Raw genomic sequence first — 19,234 nt, 5'->3', positions numbered from 1 at the left:
TATTTTTCTTTCAACGCTACCGGAGATGACATGGAACCCGATCCCAGTCCTCACCCTGAAGTAACAGGAATTTTCCGGTAAGCCACAGGTTAACGCCCGCTGCCTTACCGGTTTTGTAAGGCAGTGACGACCGCTCTCTTTTACGTCCCTGCTTATTGATGATCTCCTGCCTGGTGCTGCTTTGTTGCGCCTGCAGGAAACTTAGGTACCGCTCAAGACGGTGCTAAGGACGTTTATGCAATTCAAAAACCTCACACGCCAGCTGATGTCTCAACTGAGCCGCCACCTGCCGCGCCGCCTGGTGCAGCGCGATCCTATGCCTGACGGGAAAGTGGTAGCGAAGGCCGCTGATATTCCAGCGACGCTGACTCAAGCCTGCCTGAAATATGCCGCCGCCAGCGAAGAGCAGCTCTACGTTGAGTTTGGCAGCCACCCGGAAGGGCTGGACGCTCGCGAAGTCGAAAAAGCGCGTGAAACCCACGGCCTGAACCAGATCCCGGCGCAGAAACCCGCGCCGTGGTTTGTGCATCTCTGGGTTTGTTACCGCAACCCGTTCAATCTGCTGCTGACGGCGCTGGGGATTTTCTCCTACGCCACGGAAGATGATCTGTTCGGCGCCAGCGTCATCGCGCTGATGGTGGTGATTTCCACGCTGCTGAACTTCATCCAGGAAACTCGCTCCACCCGCGCGGCGGATGCGCTGAAGGCGATGGTGAGCAACACCGCAACCGTGCTGCGCGTGATCAACGATCAGGGCGAATATGCCTATGTCGAAGTTCCGCTGGACCAGCTGGTGCCAGGTGACATTGTTAAGCTTGCTGCGGGTGACATGATCCCAGCCGACTTGCGCGTGATGCAGGCGCGTGATCTGTTTGTTGGCCAGGCGTCGCTGACCGGGGAATCGCTGCCGGTCGAGAAAGTCGCCATCAGCCGTCAGCACGACCAGCACAACCCGCTGGAGTGCGACAACCTCTGCTTTATGGGCACCAACGTGGTGAGCGGCACCGCGCTGGCGATGATTATCGCCACCGGCGGCAACACCTGGTTCGGCCAGCTTGCCGGGCGTGTCACCCAGCAGGAAAGCGAACCTAACGCCTTCCAGCGCGGGATCAGCCGCGTAAGCTGGCTGCTGATCCGCTTTATGCTGGTGATGGTGCCGGTGGTGCTGCTGATTAACGGCTTCACCAAAGGCGACTGGTGGGAAGCGGCGCTGTTCTCGCTCTCCGTTGCCGTCGGCCTGACGCCGGAAATGCTGCCTATGATTGTGACCTCCACGCTGGCGCGCGGGGCGGTCAAACTGTCGAAGCAAAAAGTCATTGTGAAACACCTGGATGCTATCCAGAACTTTGGCGCGATGGACATCCTGTGTACCGATAAAACCGGCACCCTGACGCAGGACCGCATCGTGCTGGAAACCCACACCGATATCTTCGGTGAGCAAAGCGATCGCGTGCTGCATACCGCCTGGCTGAACAGCCACTATCAAACCGGCCTGAAAAACCTGCTCGACGTAGCGGTACTGGAAGGTGTCGATGCCGATCACGCTCGTACGGCGGTTGCCCGCTGGCACAAAATAGATGAAATTCCTTTTGATTTTGACCGTCGCCGCATGTCGGTTGTGGTCTCCGAGCAGGCCGACGTGCATCAGCTTATCTGCAAAGGCGCGCTGCAGGAGATCCTCAACGTCTGTACCCACGTGCGCCACGGCGATGAAATTGTGCCGCTCAGCGAAGGGATGCTGACGCGCATTCGCAGCGTAACCGACTCGCTAAACAGCCAGGGTCTGCGCGTGGTTGCCGTTGCCACCAAATTCCTGCCAGCCCGCAGCGCAGACTACAGCCGCGTGGATGAGTCCGACCTGATCCTCGAAGGCTACATTGCCTTCCTCGATCCGCCGAAAGAAACCACCGCTCCGGCGTTAAAAGCGCTGAAAGCCAGCGGTATTGCGGTGAAAATCCTGACCGGCGACAGCGAACTGGTCGCGGCGAAAGTATGCCGTGAAGTCGGCCTGGAAGTGGGCGACCTGATTATCGGCAGCGACATCGAAGAGATGAGCGATGACGAGCTGGCGCGCGTGGCGCTGCAAACCACGCTGTTTGCCCGCTTGACGCCGATGCACAAAGAGCGCATCGTTCGCCTGCTGCGCGGTGAAGGCCATGTCGTGGGCTTTATGGGCGACGGCATCAACGATGCCCCGGCCTTGCGCGCGGCGGATATCGGTATTTCCGTCGATGGTGCGGTGGATATCGCCCGTGAAGCTGCCGACATCATCCTGCTGGAAAAAAGCCTGATGGTGCTGGAAGAGGGTGTGATCGAAGGGCGTCGTACCTTTGCCAACATGCTCAAGTACATCAAAATGACCGCCAGCTCCAACTTCGGCAACGTCTTCAGCGTGCTGGTGGCCAGCGCCTTCCTGCCGTTCCTGCCGATGCTGCCGATTCACTTACTGATTCAGAACCTGATGTACGATATCTCGCAGGTCGCGATCCCGTTTGATAACGTCGACGACGAGCAAATCAAGCAGCCGCAGCGCTGGAACCCGGCCGACCTGGGCCGCTTTATGGTGTTCTTCGGGCCGCTCAGTTCCATCTTCGATATCGTGACCTTCGGCGTGATGTGGTGGATTTTCAAAGCCAATTCCCCGGAAGCGCAAACGCTGTTCCAGTCCGGCTGGTTCGTGGAAGGCCTGCTGTCGCAGACGCTGATTGTGCACATGATCCGTACCCGCCGCATTCCGTTCCTGCAAAGCCGCCCGGCCTGGCCGCTGATGGTCATGACGCTGCTGGTGATGGCGCTCGGGATTGCGCTGCCGTTCTCCCCGCTGGCGGAATATCTCCACCTGCAGGCGCTGCCGCTGAGCTACTTCCCGCTGCTGGTGATCATCCTGGCGGGCTACATGATGCTGACTCAGGCGGTAAAAGGCTTCTATAGCCGCCGCTACGGCTGGCAGTAATCCCAAAAAATGGCGAGATGTGATCCACGTCTCGCCGCCGCCTTGCTGAAAAATCCTTCACGTGATAACAGATTGTTTTTGCTGTTTTCTGGCCCGTCACGTGAAAGGATTATCTATGTTCAAATCGCTTCGTTTCAGCCTGCTGGCCGCAGGTATCGCCGTTGCCTGCCAGGCGCAGGCCGCTCCCGCAGGGGATCTCCCGTTAATGCCCTGGCCGCAGCAGGTCGAACTCCCGGCCACCCAGGGCAGCCTGCCGCTGACTAACGCCGTTTCTATCGCCATTAGCGGCGATAAGCTCGACGGGGCCATTGATCGCTGGCGGCAGCGTATCAGCCTGCAAACCGGGTGGCAGCTTCAGCCCGCGGCTGCGCAGCCGGCAAAACCCACGATTGCTATTCAAATCAAACAAGCCGTTGATCCGCTGCCTGAAGCAGACAGCGACGAAAGCTATGCCTTAAGCGTGACGGCAGACGGCGTGAAGCTCACCGCTAACACGCGGTTTGGCGCGATGCGCGGCATGGAGACCGTGCTGCAGCTGATTCAAAATGGCCCGCAAAACACGTCGATTCCTTATGTAGACATCAAAGATGTCCCGCGTTTCCCGTGGCGCGGGCTGCTGCTTGATTCGGCCCGCCATTTTATGCCGGTGAACGACATTCTGCGTCAGCTGGATGGGATGGCCGCCGCCAAGCTGAACGTCTTCCACTGGCACCTGACGGACGATCAGGGCTGGCGCTTTGCATCGACCCATTATCCGAAGCTGCAGCAGCTGGCGAGCGACGGGCAGTTCTACACCCAGGCGCAAATGAAGCAGGTGGTACGCTATGCCACCTCGCTGGGCATTCGCGTGGTGCCGGAAATCGACCTGCCGGGCCACGGCTCAGCGCTGGCTGTCGCTTACCCGGAACTGATGAGCGCGCCGGGCCCATACCAGATGGAGCACAACTGGGGCGTTCTGAAGCCGCTGCTGAATCCGGCTAACGAAGCGGCCTATAAATTTGTCGATACGCTGATTGGCGAAGTTACCGCCATTTTCCCCGACAGTTACTTGCATATCGGCGGCGATGAGGTGGATGATACCCAATGGAAAGAAAACGCCGCCATCCAGCAATTCATGAAGCAGCACAACCTGGCCGACTCCCACGCGCTGCAAACGTACTTCAACCAGCGGCTGGAAAAGATCCTCGAGAAACATAAGCGCCAGATGATGGGCTGGGACGAGATTTATCACCCGGATCTGCCGAAGAACATTTTGATCCAGTCCTGGCAGGGGCAGGATTCGCTGGGGGCGATCGCGGCCAACGGCTACAAAGGCATTCTGTCCACGGGCTTTTACCTCGACCAGCCGCAGTCCACCGCCTACCACTACCGCAATGAAGTCCTGCCGGTTGGGTTAAACAATGTGGATCACATCCGCGAAGCCGACAGCGCACAGAGCTGGTTCTTCAGCATGCCTCGCCTGAAAGGCAGCGCGGTAGAAGGCAGCTTTACGCTGGTGAAAAGCGACGGCGGCTGGCGCGGCTTTATCGACTTCAAGGGCAAGTCCCGCCGCGCAGTTCACGACATAAAATGGCTGAACCCGACTCAGGTGACCTTCACGGTGGATACCTGGATGGGAGAAACGCGCCCGGTGGTGACGCTGGAAAACGACAAGCTGAACGGCTACTTCCTGGTAGGCAACGTGCGCTATCCGGCGACCGGGCAGAAGCTCGAAGGCATCCCGGACGGCAAACAGCCTGTAGTGCCAACCGAAGCGCAGATGAGCAATATCCTCGGCGGTGAAGCGGCGCTGTGGGCGGAAAACGTGATCTCCCCGCTGCTGGACATCAAGCTCTGGCCGCGTACCTTTGCCGTGGCCGAGCGGCTGTGGTCGGCTAAAGACGTCACCGACGTGGACAACATGTACCAGCGTATGCAGGCCATTGATGCCTGGTCCACGGTGTCCGTTGGCCTGCGCCAGCACACCGAATCCGTTACGCAGCTCACTCGTCTGGCCGGTACGCCGGAGATCATGCCGCTGCAAATTTTGGCCCAGGCCATTGAACCAGCTCAGTATTACACGCGCCAGCACCTGAAATTCCAGGCCGGGAATTACAACCACTTTGAGCCGCTGAACCGCTTTGCCGATGCGCTTGGGGCGGAAAGTGGGCAGGTCAGGGCGATTAACGGTTGGGTAGATAAGCTGATTGCCGACAGGGAAGACGGGAACAGTGCGGAAGCGCTGCGCCATATCTTCACCCGCTGGCAAAACAATACCCCGGACGTGCTGGCGCTGATCGACGGCAACTACGTGCTAAAACCACTCAAGCCGGTTGCCGAAGACGTGGACAAGCTCGCCGGGCTGGGCTTAAGGCTGACGGATTTGGTGGCGAAACAAGGATCGCTCAGCGATGACGAGCTGAAAGCCATTCAAACTCAGCTGGATGCTGCGGCTCAGACTCGTGATGAAGTGGTGATTGCGGCGGTGTATCCGCTGGAAAAACTGCTGCGGGCTGTCGTGAAGTAAGCAGAAAATGGCCCCGTGAAAGCGGGGCCAGAAGCAAAGCGCGGCGGCGAACTAGCGACGAACGGCGATAGCTTCGATTTCGATTTTTACGTCTTTCGGCAGACGAGCTACTTCAACGCAGGAGCGAGCCGGGAAGGTCGCATTATGTTCGTTGAAGAAGGCTTCGTAGGTGGCGTTCACGGTCGCGAAATCGTTCAGGTCTTTCACAAACACGGTAGTTTTCACGATGTCGCCCACTTTCAGACCCGCGGACTCAACGATAGCCTTCACGTTTTCCAGGGACTGACGAGCCTGAGCGGCTACGTCTTCCGGCACTTCACCGGTTTTTGGGTTCACCGGGATCTGCCCGGAAGTGATGATCATGCTCCCGAGATCGACACCCTGAACATAAGGACCGATAGCGGCCGGTGCATTTTCCGTGCTAAGCGTACGTGACATACTTTCTCCTTAGTATTGGATATAAACTCCCGCCCATTATAGGGACGGGGAGTGGCTTGTCATTAGTCGCCGTTAATCTACCAGAACCACGTGGCGAGCGAACTCTTTCTCGCAATACTTGCACTTCAGGCTGATATCGTCGGCGCGCTGTTTCACGGCGAACGAAGAAGCCACCGGCTCGTTGTGGCTGATGCAGTTGGTGTTCGGGCACAGCAGCACTTTCTCGATGCGATCCGGCAGGCTTGGGGTGCTTTTGCCGACGACTTCGTATTCGTCGATGCGGTTCACCGTGGCGTGCGGGGCGTACAGCGCCAGCTGGTTCACCTGCTCATCGGTCAGGAAGGTATTTTCAATTTTGATCAGATCTTTGCGGCCCAGCTCGCGGGACGGTAAATTCAGGCCGATGGTAATCCGCTGGTCGGTTTCGGTCAGCTGGAACAGGGTCAGCAGCTTAAAGCCAACCTGAGCCGGAATGTGGTCGATAACGGTGCCGCGCTTGATGGCTTCAACCTGTAATTTATTATCGTGCGTCATCTTCTTGTCCTCTCACTTAAACCAGTTCGCGATTCAACACCAGCGCCAGCAGCGCCTGGCGAGCAAAAATACCGTTCCCGGCCTGCTGGAAGTACCAGGCATGCGGCGTGCTGTCTACGTCGGTGGTGATCTCATCCACGCGCGGCAGTGGGTGCAGCACTTTCATGTTGCCGCGTGCCCCGGTCAGGTCGGCGGCGCGCAGGATAAACTGTGCCTTAACGTTGGCGTACTCAGACGGGTCCAGGCGCTCTTTCTGCACGCGGGTCATGTACAGAATGTCCAGCTCACCCACCACTTCGTCGATAGACTCATGGCGGCTCCAGGCAATGCCTTTTTCATCCAGCATGTCGAGAATGTACTGCGGCATCGCCAGCGCGGGTGGCGCGATGAAGTAGAAACGGTTGCCGTTGAACTTCGCCAGCGCCTGGGCCAGCGAATGTACGGTGCGGCCATATTTCAGGTCACCGACCATGGCGATATTCAGGTTCTCCAGGCGGCCCTGAGTTTCCTGAATGGTGAACAAATCCAGCAGGGTTTGGGTTGGGTGCTGGTTCGCGCCGTCACCGGCGTTCAGCACCGGGATCTCACCGGAAAATTCGGTGGCCAGGCGAGCCGCACCTTCCTGCGGATGACGCATCACGATGGCGTCCACGTAGGTACTGATGACGGAGATGGTATCCGCCAGCGTCTCGCCTTTCTTGCCCAGCGAAGTGTTGCTGCTGTCGGAGAAACCCACCACGGATGCGCCCAGACGGTGGATGGAGGTTTCAAAAGAGAGGCGGGTTCGGGTCGACGCTTCAAAGAAGCAGCTGGCGATAACTTTGTGCTTCAACAACTCCGGCTGTGGGTTCGCTTTTAGCTTTGCCGCGGTCGCCAGCACCAGTTCAAGTTCTTCACGACTGAGATCATTGATGGAAATGATGTGTTTTTTATAGAGCGGGTTAGTCATGCTTCTCTCCTGTTCTCGGGCCGACGGGCAAAAAAAAGGCCCCTCAACGAGGGGCCTTAGCAATTTGGGAATTTAGAAATTCGACGGTGCAACGGGAAGAAAAACGCCCTGCCGCGTCTGCTTTCAGACGTCGAGCTGCGACATTTTTTTGAACACAGTAAACCATGCTTCCTCCCGGCAAATTGTGGCGCATTATACGCGCGTGGGTGTTCTCTGCAAGCGCTAAAATCACACTTTTTCAGGGGCGCTGCAATCGGTTGCGGTGCATTTATGCCTGGCCCAGCATCCGCATGATACGCCGATGCACCAGCGGCGTTTTTTGGACTTCACGCGGCGCAATCCAGACCACGCTGCTCCCGGCGACCACGCCCAAAATCTCGGCGATGGCGTGATGATCGAGAATTTTCGCTATCGCTTTGCCGTAGCCTGACACCGTATGTACCATGACAAATTCACTGTTGTGCTCAATGCTTAGCACCATTTCAGCCACCGAACGAGCCGCGTTGGGCTGAGGCAAAGTCTGCGGGCTAAGAGCATAGATTTTTTGCCCTTTAGCATTGCGTAATTTTATAACGCCCAGCAGCTTGAGCAGGCGGGAGACGGTGGACTGGCTGATGGCTTCGAAGCCGTGCTGTTTCAGGTCATGGCGCAGTTGCTCCTGGGAGTGATAACTCTTGTGGCTGATGAGCTGTTGGCACAGTTCAAGCTGGCGCTGCTCTTTCTCAAACGAGAGGCGGGATGTCCTCATGATCTTTATACACTCCTGTGATGGCCGGTGCGTTTTCATTGCACGGTTGATGAACGTAATTTATTGATAGAAATGATTTTTATTAATTTACCTCTTTAAAATGTCGCTAATGGATGGATATAAAGCGTTTAACGCCACGATTGTGGCGTTAATGGCGTCAGGCTATCTGTAGATTTCCATTAATGACCTGTTTTAATGTCCATGCGGCTAAAGCCAGAATGGCCACGGCAATCGCCAGTTCATAGCTTTTCAGCAGCGGCTGGCCCTGGGTTTTTTTCTGCCACAGGAACACCAGAATGCCCGGGGTGAATAACAGCGAGCTCAGCAACATCGAATCGCCTGCGGCGTAGCAAAGCCAGAAGCCGTAAGCCGTTGCAATCAGGCCAAGCACTATGCCGCCGGTGCGTGATTCCCCCTGTCCATAACGCTCCCCGGTCCAGGCCAGCTTCAGCCCGTAGGCCGCGCTGAACAGATACGGAGGTAAAATGGCCGCCGTGGCAATGGAGAACAGCGCCTGGTAGCCAGCGGCGTAGAACAAGGTGAGGATCAGGAAGAGTTGAATTAAGCCATTGGTGATCCACAGTGAAAACGAAGGCGAATGGCGGGCGTTCTCTTTGGCGAAAATTTTAGGGAAAATGCCGTCAATCGCCGCGACGCGGGGTAATTCTGCGGCAAACAGCGTCCAGGCCAGTAGCGCTCCGGCTACGGACAGAATCACGCCTCCGGCAACGAACTTCGCTCCCCACGGCCCGACCACGCTTTCCAGCACGCCAGCCATTGAAGGATTCTTCAGCCCGGCCAGAGCGGCCTGATCGAGGATCCCCATCGACAGCACGCTGACCAGCACGTAAATCGCCAGCGCGCCCAGCAGACCAATTACCGTCGCCTTACCGATATCCTCACGTTTTGCAGCACGGGCGGAAACAACGGTTGCCCCTTCAATGCCGATAAATACCCAGGTGGTGACCAGCATGGTGTTTTTCACCTGATCGAAAATTTCAGGGCGTGAGCCTTCGACCAGCATCATGCGGCCCCAGAAATCCGCAGTGAACACGCCAATGCGGAAGGCAATCAACACCGCGACAATAAAGACCAGCAGGATAATGACCTTCACCACGGTAAGAATTGTGTTGATATAGGCGGCTTCACGGACTCCTCGAAGCACCAGGGCATGAACTAACCAAAGCACGATGGAGGCGCCGATAATCGACGGCAGGTTGTTTCCGTCGCCAAACACCGGGATGAAAAAGCTCATGGCGCTGAACAGCAGCACCGCGTAAGAGACGTTCCCGAGCCAGGCGGAGAACCAGTAGCCCCAGGCGGACTGGAAGCCAATAAAGTCGCCAAACCCGGCCCGGGCATAGCTGTAAACGCCGCCGTCAAGATCCGGGCAGCGAGCGCTGAGATTCTGATAAATAAACGCCAGGCAAAGCATACCGACGCCGGTGATAGCCCAGCCGATCAGCAATGCTCCGGGTGAGGCTACCGAAGCAAAGTTTTGCGGCAGGCTGAAAACGCCCCCGCCAATCATCGATCCTATTACCAGCGCGACCAGCGCGCTGAGTCCGAGCTTTCTTTCACTGCTTGTGGAGGTGTCTGTGGCACCTTCATGGGTAACATCGGCCATTTCCTTTTCTCCCGCTGCGCGAAGCAGCACAAGGGCAATACGGGCAGCGAGGGGGTCCCACTGCCCGACAGCGTTACGCGCCGAGCGTGGCGACCATTACGGCTTTAATGGTGTGCATGCGGTTTTCGGCTTCGTCGAAGACAATGGAGTGTTTTGACTCAAAGACTTCTTCGGTCACCTCCAGCCCTTTCAGGCCGTAGGTTTCTTCGATCTCTTTGCCGACTTTGGTGTGTTCGTTGTGGAAGGCGGGCAGGCAATGCATGAACTTGACGTTCGGGTTACCGGTCGCGTTGAGGACGTTCTGGTTAATCTGGTAAGGCGTCATGATGCTTACGCGTTCGGCCCAGGCTTCTTTGGGTTCGCCCATCGAAACCCAAACGTCCGTGTAGAGGAAATCTACGCCCGCAACGCCTTCTTCCACGCTGTCCGTCAGCATGATGCGGCCGCCGCTTTCTTTGGCGATGGCGCGGCATTGCTCGACCAGCGTCGCTTCAGGCCAGAAGGCTTTCGGCGCGACAAGACGAATATCCATGCCCATTTTGGCTGCGCCCACCATCAGGGAATTGCCCATGTTGTTACGGGCATCGCCGAGATAAGCGAAGGAGAGATCCTGCAGTTTTTTACCCGGGGCGTGCTCCAGCATGGTCATCAGGTCGGCGAGGATCTGGGTCGGGTGAAATTCATTGGTCAGCCCGTTCCACACCGGCACGCCAGCGTATTCCCCCAGCTCTTCGACAATGTCCTGGCCATAGCCACGATATTCAATCCCGTCGTACATCCGCCCCAGCACGCGGGCGGTATCTTTCATGGATTCTTTATGGCCGATTTGCGAGCCGCTTGGCCCCAGATACGTCACCAGCGCGCCCTGGTCAAACGCGGCAACTTCAAAGGCGCAGCGGGTACGGGTGGAGGTTTTCTCGAAGATCAGCGCGATGTTTTTACCGCATAGCGTTTTTTTCTCAGTGCCGGTCTGTTTGGCGGCTTTCAGTTCACGGGCAAGGTCGATGAGGTACTGAATTTCTGCCGGTTTGAAGTCGAGGAGTTTCAGAAAATTGCGGTTTTTTAGGTTGATAGTCATTTTCGTTATCCTTTGAATGAGAAGATCTTTTTACCCTCACCCCGGCCCTCTCCCTGAAAGGGAGAGGGGGAAATGCTGGTAATTCTGTTTCGTTTTTTTGTCCCTCCCCCGAAATGGAGGGGAAGCGCGATGCCTTTTTATCCTCTCTCCCCCAGGGGGAGAGGGTTAGGGGGAGGGGGCTTTCACGGCTCCCGAATTAACGTGCCCTTTTCGCCAGCCAGAATTGCCGGGCCGTCCTCCAGCGCACCTATCCCGGCGATACCGTGACAGCTGGCGACAAAGCGGCTGCAGGCGGACACTTTTGGCCCCATCGAGCCTGCATCGAAGCTCATACTTTCAAGCTCGGCTGGCGTCACGCTGGTGAGCGGACGCTGCGCTGGCGTGCCCCAGTTGAGATAAACGGCGTCTGCGTCGGTGAGGATCAGCAGCGCGTCGGCCTCTATCTGGCGGGCCAGCAATGCGGCGGAAAGATCCTTATCAATGACGGCTTCAATCCCGTGGTAGCCGTCGGCTTTCTCCACCACCGGCACGCCGCCGCCGCCGTTGCAGATGACCAGATGGTCACGCTGGATAAGCGCGGTAATGGCATCACTTTCAACGATGCGTTTAGGCTGTGGGGACGGCACCACGCGGCGGAAATACTGGCCATCAGCTTTTACCGACCAGCCTTTGTCACGCACAAGGGCATCCGCCTGCTCCTTGCTGTACACCGGGCCGATATACTTGGTCGGATTGCTAAAGGCCGGATCCTGCGGATCAACTTCCACCTGAGTCAGCAGCACGCTGACTTCGCGATCAGGCAGGTTATTTTTCAGCGCCTGCTGCAGCATGTAGCCGATCATTCCCTGGCTCTCAGCGCCGAGAACGTCCAGCGGATAAGGACTTACGTTTTGGTAGGCGCTGTTTTGCAGGGCCAGCAGGCCGACCTGCGGGCCGTTGCCGTGCACAAGCACCACGCGCCACGCATGGGTAAGCTGGGCGATAGTTTTTGCCGCCAGCTCAATATTTTTACGCTGCAGGTCGGCTTCCAGCGGCTCACCGCGCTTCAGCAGGGCATTTCCGCCGAGCGCCACCACCAGGGTAGGTTTCTGTTGCATATGCTTTCCTCCCTTAAATACCGTCACGTTCCAGCGGGCAGCTCATGCAGCGTGCGCCGCCGCGCCCGCGTCCCAGTTCATCGCCCGGAATAGGCAGTACGGTGATCCCGGCTTTGTCGTATTTCTCGTTGGTCCAGATATTGCGTTCGTAGCCGATGACCACACCGGGGCGAACGGTTAGCACGTTGTTGGCGTCGTTCCACTGTTCGCGCTCGGCCTCAAAGGCATCGCCGCCGGTGGTGATGAGCTTGACCTGATCGATACCCAGCGCTTTTTCGATAGCGTTCACCAGGCTAGTTTCCTGATGGCGTTTGATGCCGCCGTGGCCGTCAGGGCTTAACGTCCAGCACTGCACATCTTTGCGGACGACTTCCGGGTAAACGGAGAAAGTGTCGAGATCGAGATGGGTCATGACGGTATCGAGGTGCATGCAGGAGCGGTGCTTCGGTAGCTCAACGGCAATCACGCGCGTTGCCTGTTGATGCCTGAATAATGATTCAGCGAGGAACTCAATGCCCTGAGGCGTAGTTCGTTCGGACATGCCAATTAATACCGCGCCTCGGCCAATAACTAATACGTCCCCGCCTTCCAGCGTGGCGTGATCGTAATTAATATTTTCGTCGCCGTAATACTTAATGAATTTTCCGTCAGTGAATGTCGGGTGCCAGCGATAAATTGCCCTCAAATTATTTGTTTCGCGCTGGCGAGCGGCTTTTGCCATTGGGTTAATAGAGACGCCGTTATAAATCCAGCAGGAAGTATCTCGGGTAAATAAATGGTTTGGGAGCGGCTTCATAATAAAATCTGTTGTGGCATGAATATCCACGACCATATTTTTAATGTGCGTCGGAATTTCCCCGTAGGTCAGCCCGCCGGAAAGGCGACGGGCGAGTTCGCGATGCGGCATATCGGCCAGCCAGCCGCGAACGTCCGAAGCGAATGCTGGCCCAAGACGATAGTCAGAAATCTGAGTATTCAGCAGCCAGACCTTGGCATCGCTGACGTCCAGCGTCTGCGTCAGCAGGTCGGTTAGCAGCAGAACTTCCACGCCCTGGCCGCGCAGGGTATTGGCAAAAACGTCGTGCTCTTCACCGGCGCGCTCAACGGAAAGCACATCGTCAAATAATAATTCCTGACAGTTTGAAGGGGTAAGTCTTTTCAGGCTGAGGTTTGGACGGTGCAGCATCACGCTGCGTAATTGACCTATTTCGGAACCGACATAATGTTTGTCCATGACTATTCCTTTGCATTAATTCGGAGATAGAAGTGCCATTGGCGCAATGAATATTGCGTCGCGATTTTAATAACCTGTTAAATTGTCTTCGTGGCGAATATTAATTTCTTCACAACCATTTAATGTGAGATTTATCACGGGCTCAAGGTGGTTTTTATTTGTTTTAGTATTAATTGATGACCGTCAGAGAACGGTAATTTAACTGAGGGTAATGAATGCATAATTATATGAAAAATCGTTTTTAATTATTTTTGAGTGTTAAAAATATGTAAGTTTATTCCTAAAGGTGAATGTCGTAATATATTGATTATAATTGTTTTTTATTCTCTGTTTGCATGGTTATTCATTATGGAATCTGTTTAATGCCGTGAAGATAAGTTCACGGAAAAATAGTTATTTGTATTTTGGTATGAATGCCGCGAATGCAAACTGTGAGCGCAGTGGATTTATTCTTTTTATCTTAATAAAAACAGCCTGTTGTGTGAGCTTTAAACAGAGAGGGAGATGAGGTTATGTCCTTTTAGTGCATAAAAAATGCTGGACGTGCATCAGACGTGCAACATTTTTAGTAATAACCAGGCGTGAGAAAAGAAAACCCCTCGGGCGGAAAGCCGCCGAGGGGCCAGGAGAAGCCCTGGGAGCGAAGAAACTAGTTTGCCAGCGTGGCGACCATCACGGCCTTGATGGTGTGCATCCGGTTCTCAGCCTGGTCAAACACCACGCTGTGGGAGGATTCAAAAACTTCGTCGGTGACTTCCATGCCGCCGTGCAGATCGAACTCCAGCGCCATTTGTTTACCCAACGTGGTTTGATCGTCGTGAAACGCCGGCAGGCAGTGCAGGAATTTGACCTGAGGGTTACCGGTTAATGCCAGCATGGCACTGTTGACCTGATAAGGGCGCAGCAGGGCGATACGTTCGGCCCACTTCTCTTTGGCTTCGCCCATCGAAACCCAGACGTCGGTATAGATGAAATCCGCCCCTTTAACGCCCGTGGCAACGTCTTCGGTTAGAGTGATTTTCCCGCCTGTCTTTTCGGCCATGGCTTTGCATTCGGCCACCAGCTTTTCATCCGGCCAGCAGGCTTTAGGCGCTAGCAGGCGCAAATCCAGCCCGGTCAGCGCGGCGGCTTCCAGCATGGAATTACCCATGTTGTTCCGCGCATCCCCGGCGTACACCAGCGTCATCTCATTCAGGTTTTTACCCGGCAGGTGCTCCTGCATGGTGAGTAAATCCGCCAGCAGCTGGGTCGGGTGATATTCGTTGGTCAGGCCATTCCACACCGGTACGCCAGCATAGCCGGCAAGAGTTTCGACGATATCCTGGCCGTAGCCGCGGTACTGAATGCCGTCATAAATGCGCCCCAGCACGCGAGCGGTATCTTTAATTGATTCTTTATGCCCAATCTGGCTACCGCTTGGGCCGAGATAAGTGACGCGTGCGCCCTGGTCGTAAGCGGCAACTTCGAAAGAGCAACGAGTACGAGTCGAATCTTTTTCGAAGATGAGCGCAATGTTTTTGCCGGTAAGATGCTGAATTTCTGTTCCTTTTTTCTTGTCACTTTTCAGCTTAGCAGAAAGGACCAGCAATTCGTTCAGTTGGGCAGGGGTAAAATCGAGCAGCTTAAGAAAGTTTTTCTGATAGAAGTGACTCATTTTTTCCTCGCATGGCGCAAACCTTTATTGAATTAAAATTCAATTTATATGTATGAATATTCAATTGCAACCCCGAGTGTTAAAACTTTGCGGTGAAAGGTGGAGGCAAACCCCGGCGTGTGTGAAAATGAGAGTATCTGCCGACACATTTGAGGAAAGGGCCATGGCAAATCCAGAACAGCTGGAAGAACAGCGCGAAGAAACACGTTTAATTATTGAAGAACTGCTGGACGACGGGAGCGACCCGGACGCGCTGTACACCATCGAACACCACCTTTCTGCGGATGATTTTGAGACGCTGGAGAAAGCCGCCGTTGAAGCATTCAAGCTGGGTTATGAAGTGACTGACCCGGAAGAGCTGGAAGTGGAAGAGGGCGATACCGTCATCTGCTGCGACATTCTGAGCGAATGCGCGCTGAATGCTGAACTGATCGGTGCCCAGGTTGAACAACTGCTGAACCTGGCAGAGAAATTCGGCGTGGAATACGACGGCTGGGGCACCTACTTCGAAGACCCGAACGGCGAAGAGGGTGAGGAAGGCGACGAAGACGACGAATATCAGGACGAAGACGACGACGGCGTTCGTCACTAAAAGTCAGCGGTGCAGCGGCGTTCAGCCGCTGCGCTTCAGGATACCTCATGGACTACCAGCAACTCCTCTCCCCGATTACCCAATTCCTGCAGTGCCCAACGCCCGAAGCGTGGATTTATAAAGCCCGCCGCCCGGAAAATCTGCCGCTGCTGCTAACCGACCACATGGTGTGCGAGCTGAAAGCCGCGCAAACCGCGATGCTGCTGATCCGCAAATACGTTGCCGATAAAGAGAGTGCTCAGGCGCTGCTCGCCTGGCTGCAGCCTTATGAAGCCTTTACCTTCCGCGACGGCGAGGAACCAGATTTTCTCTCGCTCCACAAAGGGTTGAGCAAAAGCATCATGCCGAAAACGGCAAACGGCTGGGGGCAGCAGCTTATCGACAGCATGGTGCTGCTGATCAAAGAAGAGCTGCACCATTTTTGGCAGGTGCGGGAAATTATGATTGCCCGTAACATCCCGTACGCCAAAATCACCGCCAGCCGCTACGCTAAAGGTTTACTGAGTGAAACTCGCACTCATGAACCGCTGATGCTGGTCGATAAGCTTATCTGCGGGGCTTACATTGAAGCGCGATCCTGTGAACGATTTGCCGCGCTGGCGCCGCACCTGGATGATGAATTACAGCGTTTTTACCTGTCGCTGCTGCGTTCTGAGGCGCGTCATTATCAGGATTATTTAACCCTGGCGGAACAGATTGCCGGGGGCGATATCAGTGAACGCGTTCGTTTCTTTGGCAAGGTTGAGGCCGGACTTATCCAAAGTCATGACGACGAGTTTCGTTTCCACAGCGGCGTACCCGCAGAGTAGAAGGATGTACCATGAACTGGACCCACGTCATTGTTGCAGGCTATATCGGGGCGGTGATCGCCGCGGTGGTAGCGGTATTTCGCAAGAAGGGCTGGGTCGGCAAAGCGGGCGCGGTGGCCATTGCGCTGGTTGCCATCATGGCGTGGAACATCTTTGACGTAAAATACCTTATCCCTCGCGAACGGGCCGGGCAGGAACTGGCTGGGCTGGATGATGCGATGGCCCAGATGCCGGTTTACCAGGTGCTGAAAGAACAAGAGCCCGCGCTGTGGATGTCCATTCGCCAGCAGGCGGTTGAGATGCACCAGCAGGGGAAAACCGAGCAAGAAGTGATCGACACCATCCAGCCGCAGATCCTCGCCGTGGAGACGAAGCGCCTGCAAAGCGCGACGGACGACAACGTTGTGGCGTTTATGCAGGTAAATATGCAGCAAACGGCGATGGTGCAAAAATCCAGCGACGACGCCTGTTTCCGATTCATGTTCCCGGACGTGAAGGGCGGCATCAACTCCACGAAAATTCTGCCTAAGGATGTGACGATGCGCCGCATGCAGGTGGATGCGGCGATGATGCGTTCCGCTTACGGTGCAGACAAACACACCGTCACTGACGCCGAGCGCGAGCAGGCCCGCAAAGACATTCAGCCCATCGTGCAGCAATTGACTAAGCGCTACGGGAGCGACCTCCAGCTTATGTCGGACCCGCATAAAGCGGTGGGCAAAGAGGGGCTGGTCTGTAACCAGGTTCAGGAGCTGTGGCGCAACGTTCTGCAGCTGCCTCCGGCCCGCGCGGCCGGGATCATTCGCCTGTCGGTTGCGCAGGAATAACCCGTAGAGATAGCGTTCGAAATCGCTTAAGGCTTGAACAGCTACGCGCTTATCGCTAAGGTAAGCGCGTTTTTTACCTTCCTGGAAAGCATCATGACCGCTATCGCCCTTATCGACGACCACCTTATCGTCCGCTCCGGCTTTGCCCAACTTCTTGGGCTGGAGGCGGATTTCCAGGTCGTGGCCGAGTTTGGCTCCGGGCGCGAGGCGCTGGCCGGGCTGCCGGGGCAGGGCGTGCAGGTGTGTATCTGCGATATTTCGATGCCGGACATTTCCGGGCTCGAGCTGCTAGGCCAGTTGCCGAAAGGGATGGCGATCATCATGCTGTCGGTGCACGACAGCCCGGCGCTGGTGGAGCAGGCGCTGAACGCTGGCGCGCGGGGCTTTTTATCCAAGCGCTGCAGCCCCGACGAACTGATTGCTGCCGTGCGCACGGTGGCGACGGGTGGGTGCTACCTGACGCCGGACATTGCCATGAAGCTGGCCGCCGGGCGGCAGGATCCGTTGACGAAGCGCGAGCGGCAGGTGGCGGAAAAACTGGCGCAGGGCATGGCGGTCAAAGAGATTGCCACCGAACTGGGTCTGTCGCCGAAGACCGTACACGTACACCGCGCTAACCTGATGGAAAAGCTCGATGTCAGCAACGATGTGGCGCTGGCGCGACGCCTGTTTGACGGTTGGTAATGCGGCCTTTCTTCTCGCGGCTGATCGCCGTTATCGCCAGTTTCTTTATCTTTTCCGCCGGCTGGTTTTGCCTGTGGAGCATCAGCCTGCACCTGGTGGAGCGGCCTGAGCTGGCGGTACTGCTGTTTCCTTTTGGATTGCGCTTAGGGCTGATGCTGCAATGCCCGCGCGGCTACTGGCCGGTTCTGCTGGGGGCGGAGTGGCTGATGCTTTTCTGGCTTGCCCAGGAAGTGGCGCTGGCGCATCTGCCGCTGTTAATGCTGGGCGGGGTGCTCACCGTCCTGCCTGTGGCGCTGATTTCCCGCTATCGCCATCAGCGCGACTGGCGAACCTTGCTACGGCAGGGGGCGGCGCTTATCGCGGCTGCTTTGCTGCAGTCGCTGCCGTGGCTGAACCAGGGCAGTGATGCCCTGAATGCGCTGCTGCTAACCCTGACCGGTGGGCTAACCCTGGCGCCGACCTGTCTGGTGCTCTGGCACTATCTGACCAGCACCGTCTGGCAGCCCCTCGGCCCGGCGCTGGTTTCCCAGCCGGTCAACTGGCGCGGGCGGCATCTGATTTGGTATTTGCTGCTGTTCGCCGTCAGCCTCTGGCTGCAGCTGGGGTTACCTGCCGAACTCTCCCGCTTTACGCCGTTCTGCCTGGCGCTGCCGATTATCGCCCTGGCCTGGCACTATGGCTGGCAGGGAGCGCTGATTGCCACCCTGATGAACGCCATCGCGCTGATCGCCAGCCAGACCTGGCACGATCATCCGGTGGATCTTCTGCTGTCGCTGCTGGCTCAAAGCCTGACCGGGTTGCTGCTGGGCGCGGGGATCCAGCGTCTGCGTGAACTGAACCAGTCTTTGCAAACCGAGCTGGCGCGCAATCGCCGCCTGGCCGAACGTCTGCTGGAAACAGAAGAAAGCGTGCGGCGGGAAGTTGCGCGGGAACTGCATGACGACATTGGGCAGACCATTACGGCGATCCGCACCCAGGCCGGGATCGTGCAGCGGCTGGCGCCAGAAAGTGAAGGAGTTAAGCGCAGCGGGGCGCATATCGAACAGCTTTCGCTGGGGGTTTATGACTCCGTTCGCCGCCTGCTGGGGCGATTACGCCCGCGCCAGCTGGATGATTTAACGCTCGAGCAGGCGATACGTTCCCTGATGCGCGAAATGGAGCTGGAAAGCCGCGGCATCGTCGGCCACATCAACTGGCAAATCGATGAACCTCTGCTTAGCGAGGGGCAGCGCGTGACGCTGTTCCGCGTTTGCCAGGAAGGGCTCAATAACATCGTGAAACACGCCAGCGCCAGCGCGGTAACGCTCCAGGGCTGGCAGCATGACGAGCGGCTGATGCTGGTCATTGAAGATGACGGCAGCGGTTTGCCGCCGGGTTCCGGGCAGCAGGGCTTTGGGCTAACCGGCATGCGTGAGCGCGTGACGGCGCTGGGCGGTACGTTCGCAATCTCCTGTACTCACGGCACGCGCGTCAGCGTCAGCCTGCCATTGCGTTATGCCTGAGG

Annotated in this window: 16 protein-coding genes; 7 read left to right on the top strand and 9 right to left on the bottom strand. The window is 56.6% G+C overall.

What is annotated here, in order from left to right:
• The first annotated feature begins 235 nt into the window (after positions 1–235).
• Together mgtA and LH86_RS02580 are read left to right on the top strand one after the other, a co-directional pair.
• Positions 236–2,953, top strand: coding sequence for a magnesium-translocating P-type ATPase (gene mgtA / locus LH86_RS02585; protein WP_039298110.1), 2,718 nt, complete (start codon positions 236–238; stop codon positions 2,951–2,953).
• Positions 2,954–3,068: 115 nt separating this feature from the next.
• Positions 3,069–5,459, top strand: a complete 2,391-nt coding sequence (locus LH86_RS02580) for a beta-N-acetylhexosaminidase (protein ID WP_039298108.1) — start codon at positions 3,069–3,071, stop codon at positions 5,457–5,459.
• A gap of 51 nt (positions 5,460–5,510) precedes the next feature.
• Here the strand turns inward: LH86_RS02580 and ridA are convergent, their stop codons facing one another.
• The 9 genes from ridA to argF (LH86_RS02535) all read right to left on the bottom strand — a co-directional run bounded on the left by ridA (position 5,511) and on the right by argF (LH86_RS02535) (position 14,818).
• Entirely contained in the window at positions 5,511–5,897 is a 387-nt protein-coding gene (gene ridA / locus LH86_RS02575; RefSeq protein ID WP_008454721.1) for a 2-iminobutanoate/2-iminopropanoate deaminase, read from the bottom strand.
• A 72-nt stretch (positions 5,898–5,969) separates the two neighbouring features.
• A complete protein-coding gene (pyrI, locus tag LH86_RS02570; protein WP_008454720.1) occupies positions 5,970–6,431 on the bottom strand; it encodes an aspartate carbamoyltransferase regulatory subunit in 462 nt (153 codons plus the stop codon).
• Between the two features lie 16 nt (positions 6,432–6,447).
• Complete coding sequence (gene pyrB / locus LH86_RS02565; protein WP_039288007.1) at positions 6,448–7,380, bottom strand: aspartate carbamoyltransferase; 933 nt, start codon at positions 7,378–7,380, stop codon at positions 6,448–6,450.
• Between the two features lie 268 nt (positions 7,381–7,648).
• A complete protein-coding gene (locus LH86_RS02560) occupies positions 7,649–8,128 on the bottom strand; it encodes an arginine repressor (protein ID WP_039298106.1) in 480 nt (159 codons plus the stop codon).
• A 157-nt stretch (positions 8,129–8,285) separates the two neighbouring features.
• The gene (arcD, locus tag LH86_RS02555; RefSeq protein WP_039298104.1) at positions 8,286–9,755 is read right to left on the bottom strand and encodes an arginine-ornithine antiporter; all 1,470 of its coding nucleotides are present in this window, start codon (positions 9,753–9,755) and stop codon (positions 8,286–8,288) included.
• 73 nt (positions 9,756–9,828) lie between these two features.
• Positions 9,829–10,833, bottom strand: a complete 1,005-nt coding sequence (gene argF, locus LH86_RS02550; RefSeq protein WP_039298102.1) for an ornithine carbamoyltransferase — start codon at positions 10,831–10,833, stop codon at positions 9,829–9,831.
• A 182-nt stretch (positions 10,834–11,015) separates the two neighbouring features.
• Positions 11,016–11,930 (bottom strand): carbamate kinase, encoded by a 915-nt coding sequence (locus LH86_RS02545; RefSeq protein WP_039298101.1) that lies wholly within the window; start codon positions 11,928–11,930, stop codon positions 11,016–11,018.
• Between the two features lie 13 nt (positions 11,931–11,943).
• A complete protein-coding gene (arcA, locus tag LH86_RS02540) occupies positions 11,944–13,164 on the bottom strand; it encodes an arginine deiminase (protein WP_039298099.1) in 1,221 nt (406 codons plus the stop codon).
• Between the two features lie 649 nt (positions 13,165–13,813).
• Positions 13,814–14,818 (bottom strand): ornithine carbamoyltransferase, encoded by a 1,005-nt coding sequence (gene argF, locus LH86_RS02535; protein ID WP_039298096.1) that lies wholly within the window; start codon positions 14,816–14,818, stop codon positions 13,814–13,816.
• Between the two features lie 163 nt (positions 14,819–14,981).
• Here argF (LH86_RS02535) and rraB point away from each other — a divergent pair, with 163 nt between their 5' ends.
• The 5 genes from rraB to uhpB all read left to right on the top strand — a co-directional run bounded on the left by rraB (position 14,982) and on the right by uhpB (position 19,232).
• A complete protein-coding gene (gene rraB / locus LH86_RS02530) occupies positions 14,982–15,410 on the top strand; it encodes a ribonuclease E inhibitor RraB (RefSeq protein ID WP_039287986.1) in 429 nt (142 codons plus the stop codon).
• Positions 15,411–15,457: 47 nt separating this feature from the next.
• Positions 15,458–16,219 carry a tRNA isopentenyl-2-thiomethyl-A-37 hydroxylase MiaE gene (gene miaE / locus LH86_RS02525; RefSeq protein WP_039298094.1) on the top strand — a complete coding sequence of 254 codons (762 nt, stop codon included), beginning with the start codon at positions 15,458–15,460 and terminating at the stop codon, positions 16,217–16,219.
• Positions 16,220–16,230: 11 nt separating this feature from the next.
• Complete coding sequence (locus LH86_RS02520) at positions 16,231–17,046, top strand: hypothetical protein (protein WP_039298092.1); 816 nt, start codon at positions 16,231–16,233, stop codon at positions 17,044–17,046.
• A gap of 93 nt (positions 17,047–17,139) precedes the next feature.
• Positions 17,140–17,730: a transcriptional regulator UhpA gene (gene uhpA, locus LH86_RS02515; protein WP_039298090.1), complete on the top strand. Its 591-nt coding sequence runs from the start codon at positions 17,140–17,142 to the stop codon at positions 17,728–17,730.
• Complete coding sequence (uhpB, locus tag LH86_RS02510; protein WP_039298088.1) at positions 17,730–19,232, top strand: signal transduction histidine-protein kinase/phosphatase UhpB; 1,503 nt, start codon at positions 17,730–17,732, stop codon at positions 19,230–19,232. Before uhpA ends, uhpB begins: the two co-directional genes overlap by 1 nt.
• The last annotated feature ends 2 nt before the right edge of the window (positions 19,233–19,234 follow it).

The sequence above is a fragment of the Cedecea neteri genome (assembly GCF_000758325.1).
Lineage (GTDB): Bacteria > Pseudomonadota > Gammaproteobacteria > Enterobacterales > Enterobacteriaceae > Cedecea > Cedecea neteri_B.
This window is presented reverse-complemented; position numbering and strand designations above follow the sequence as displayed.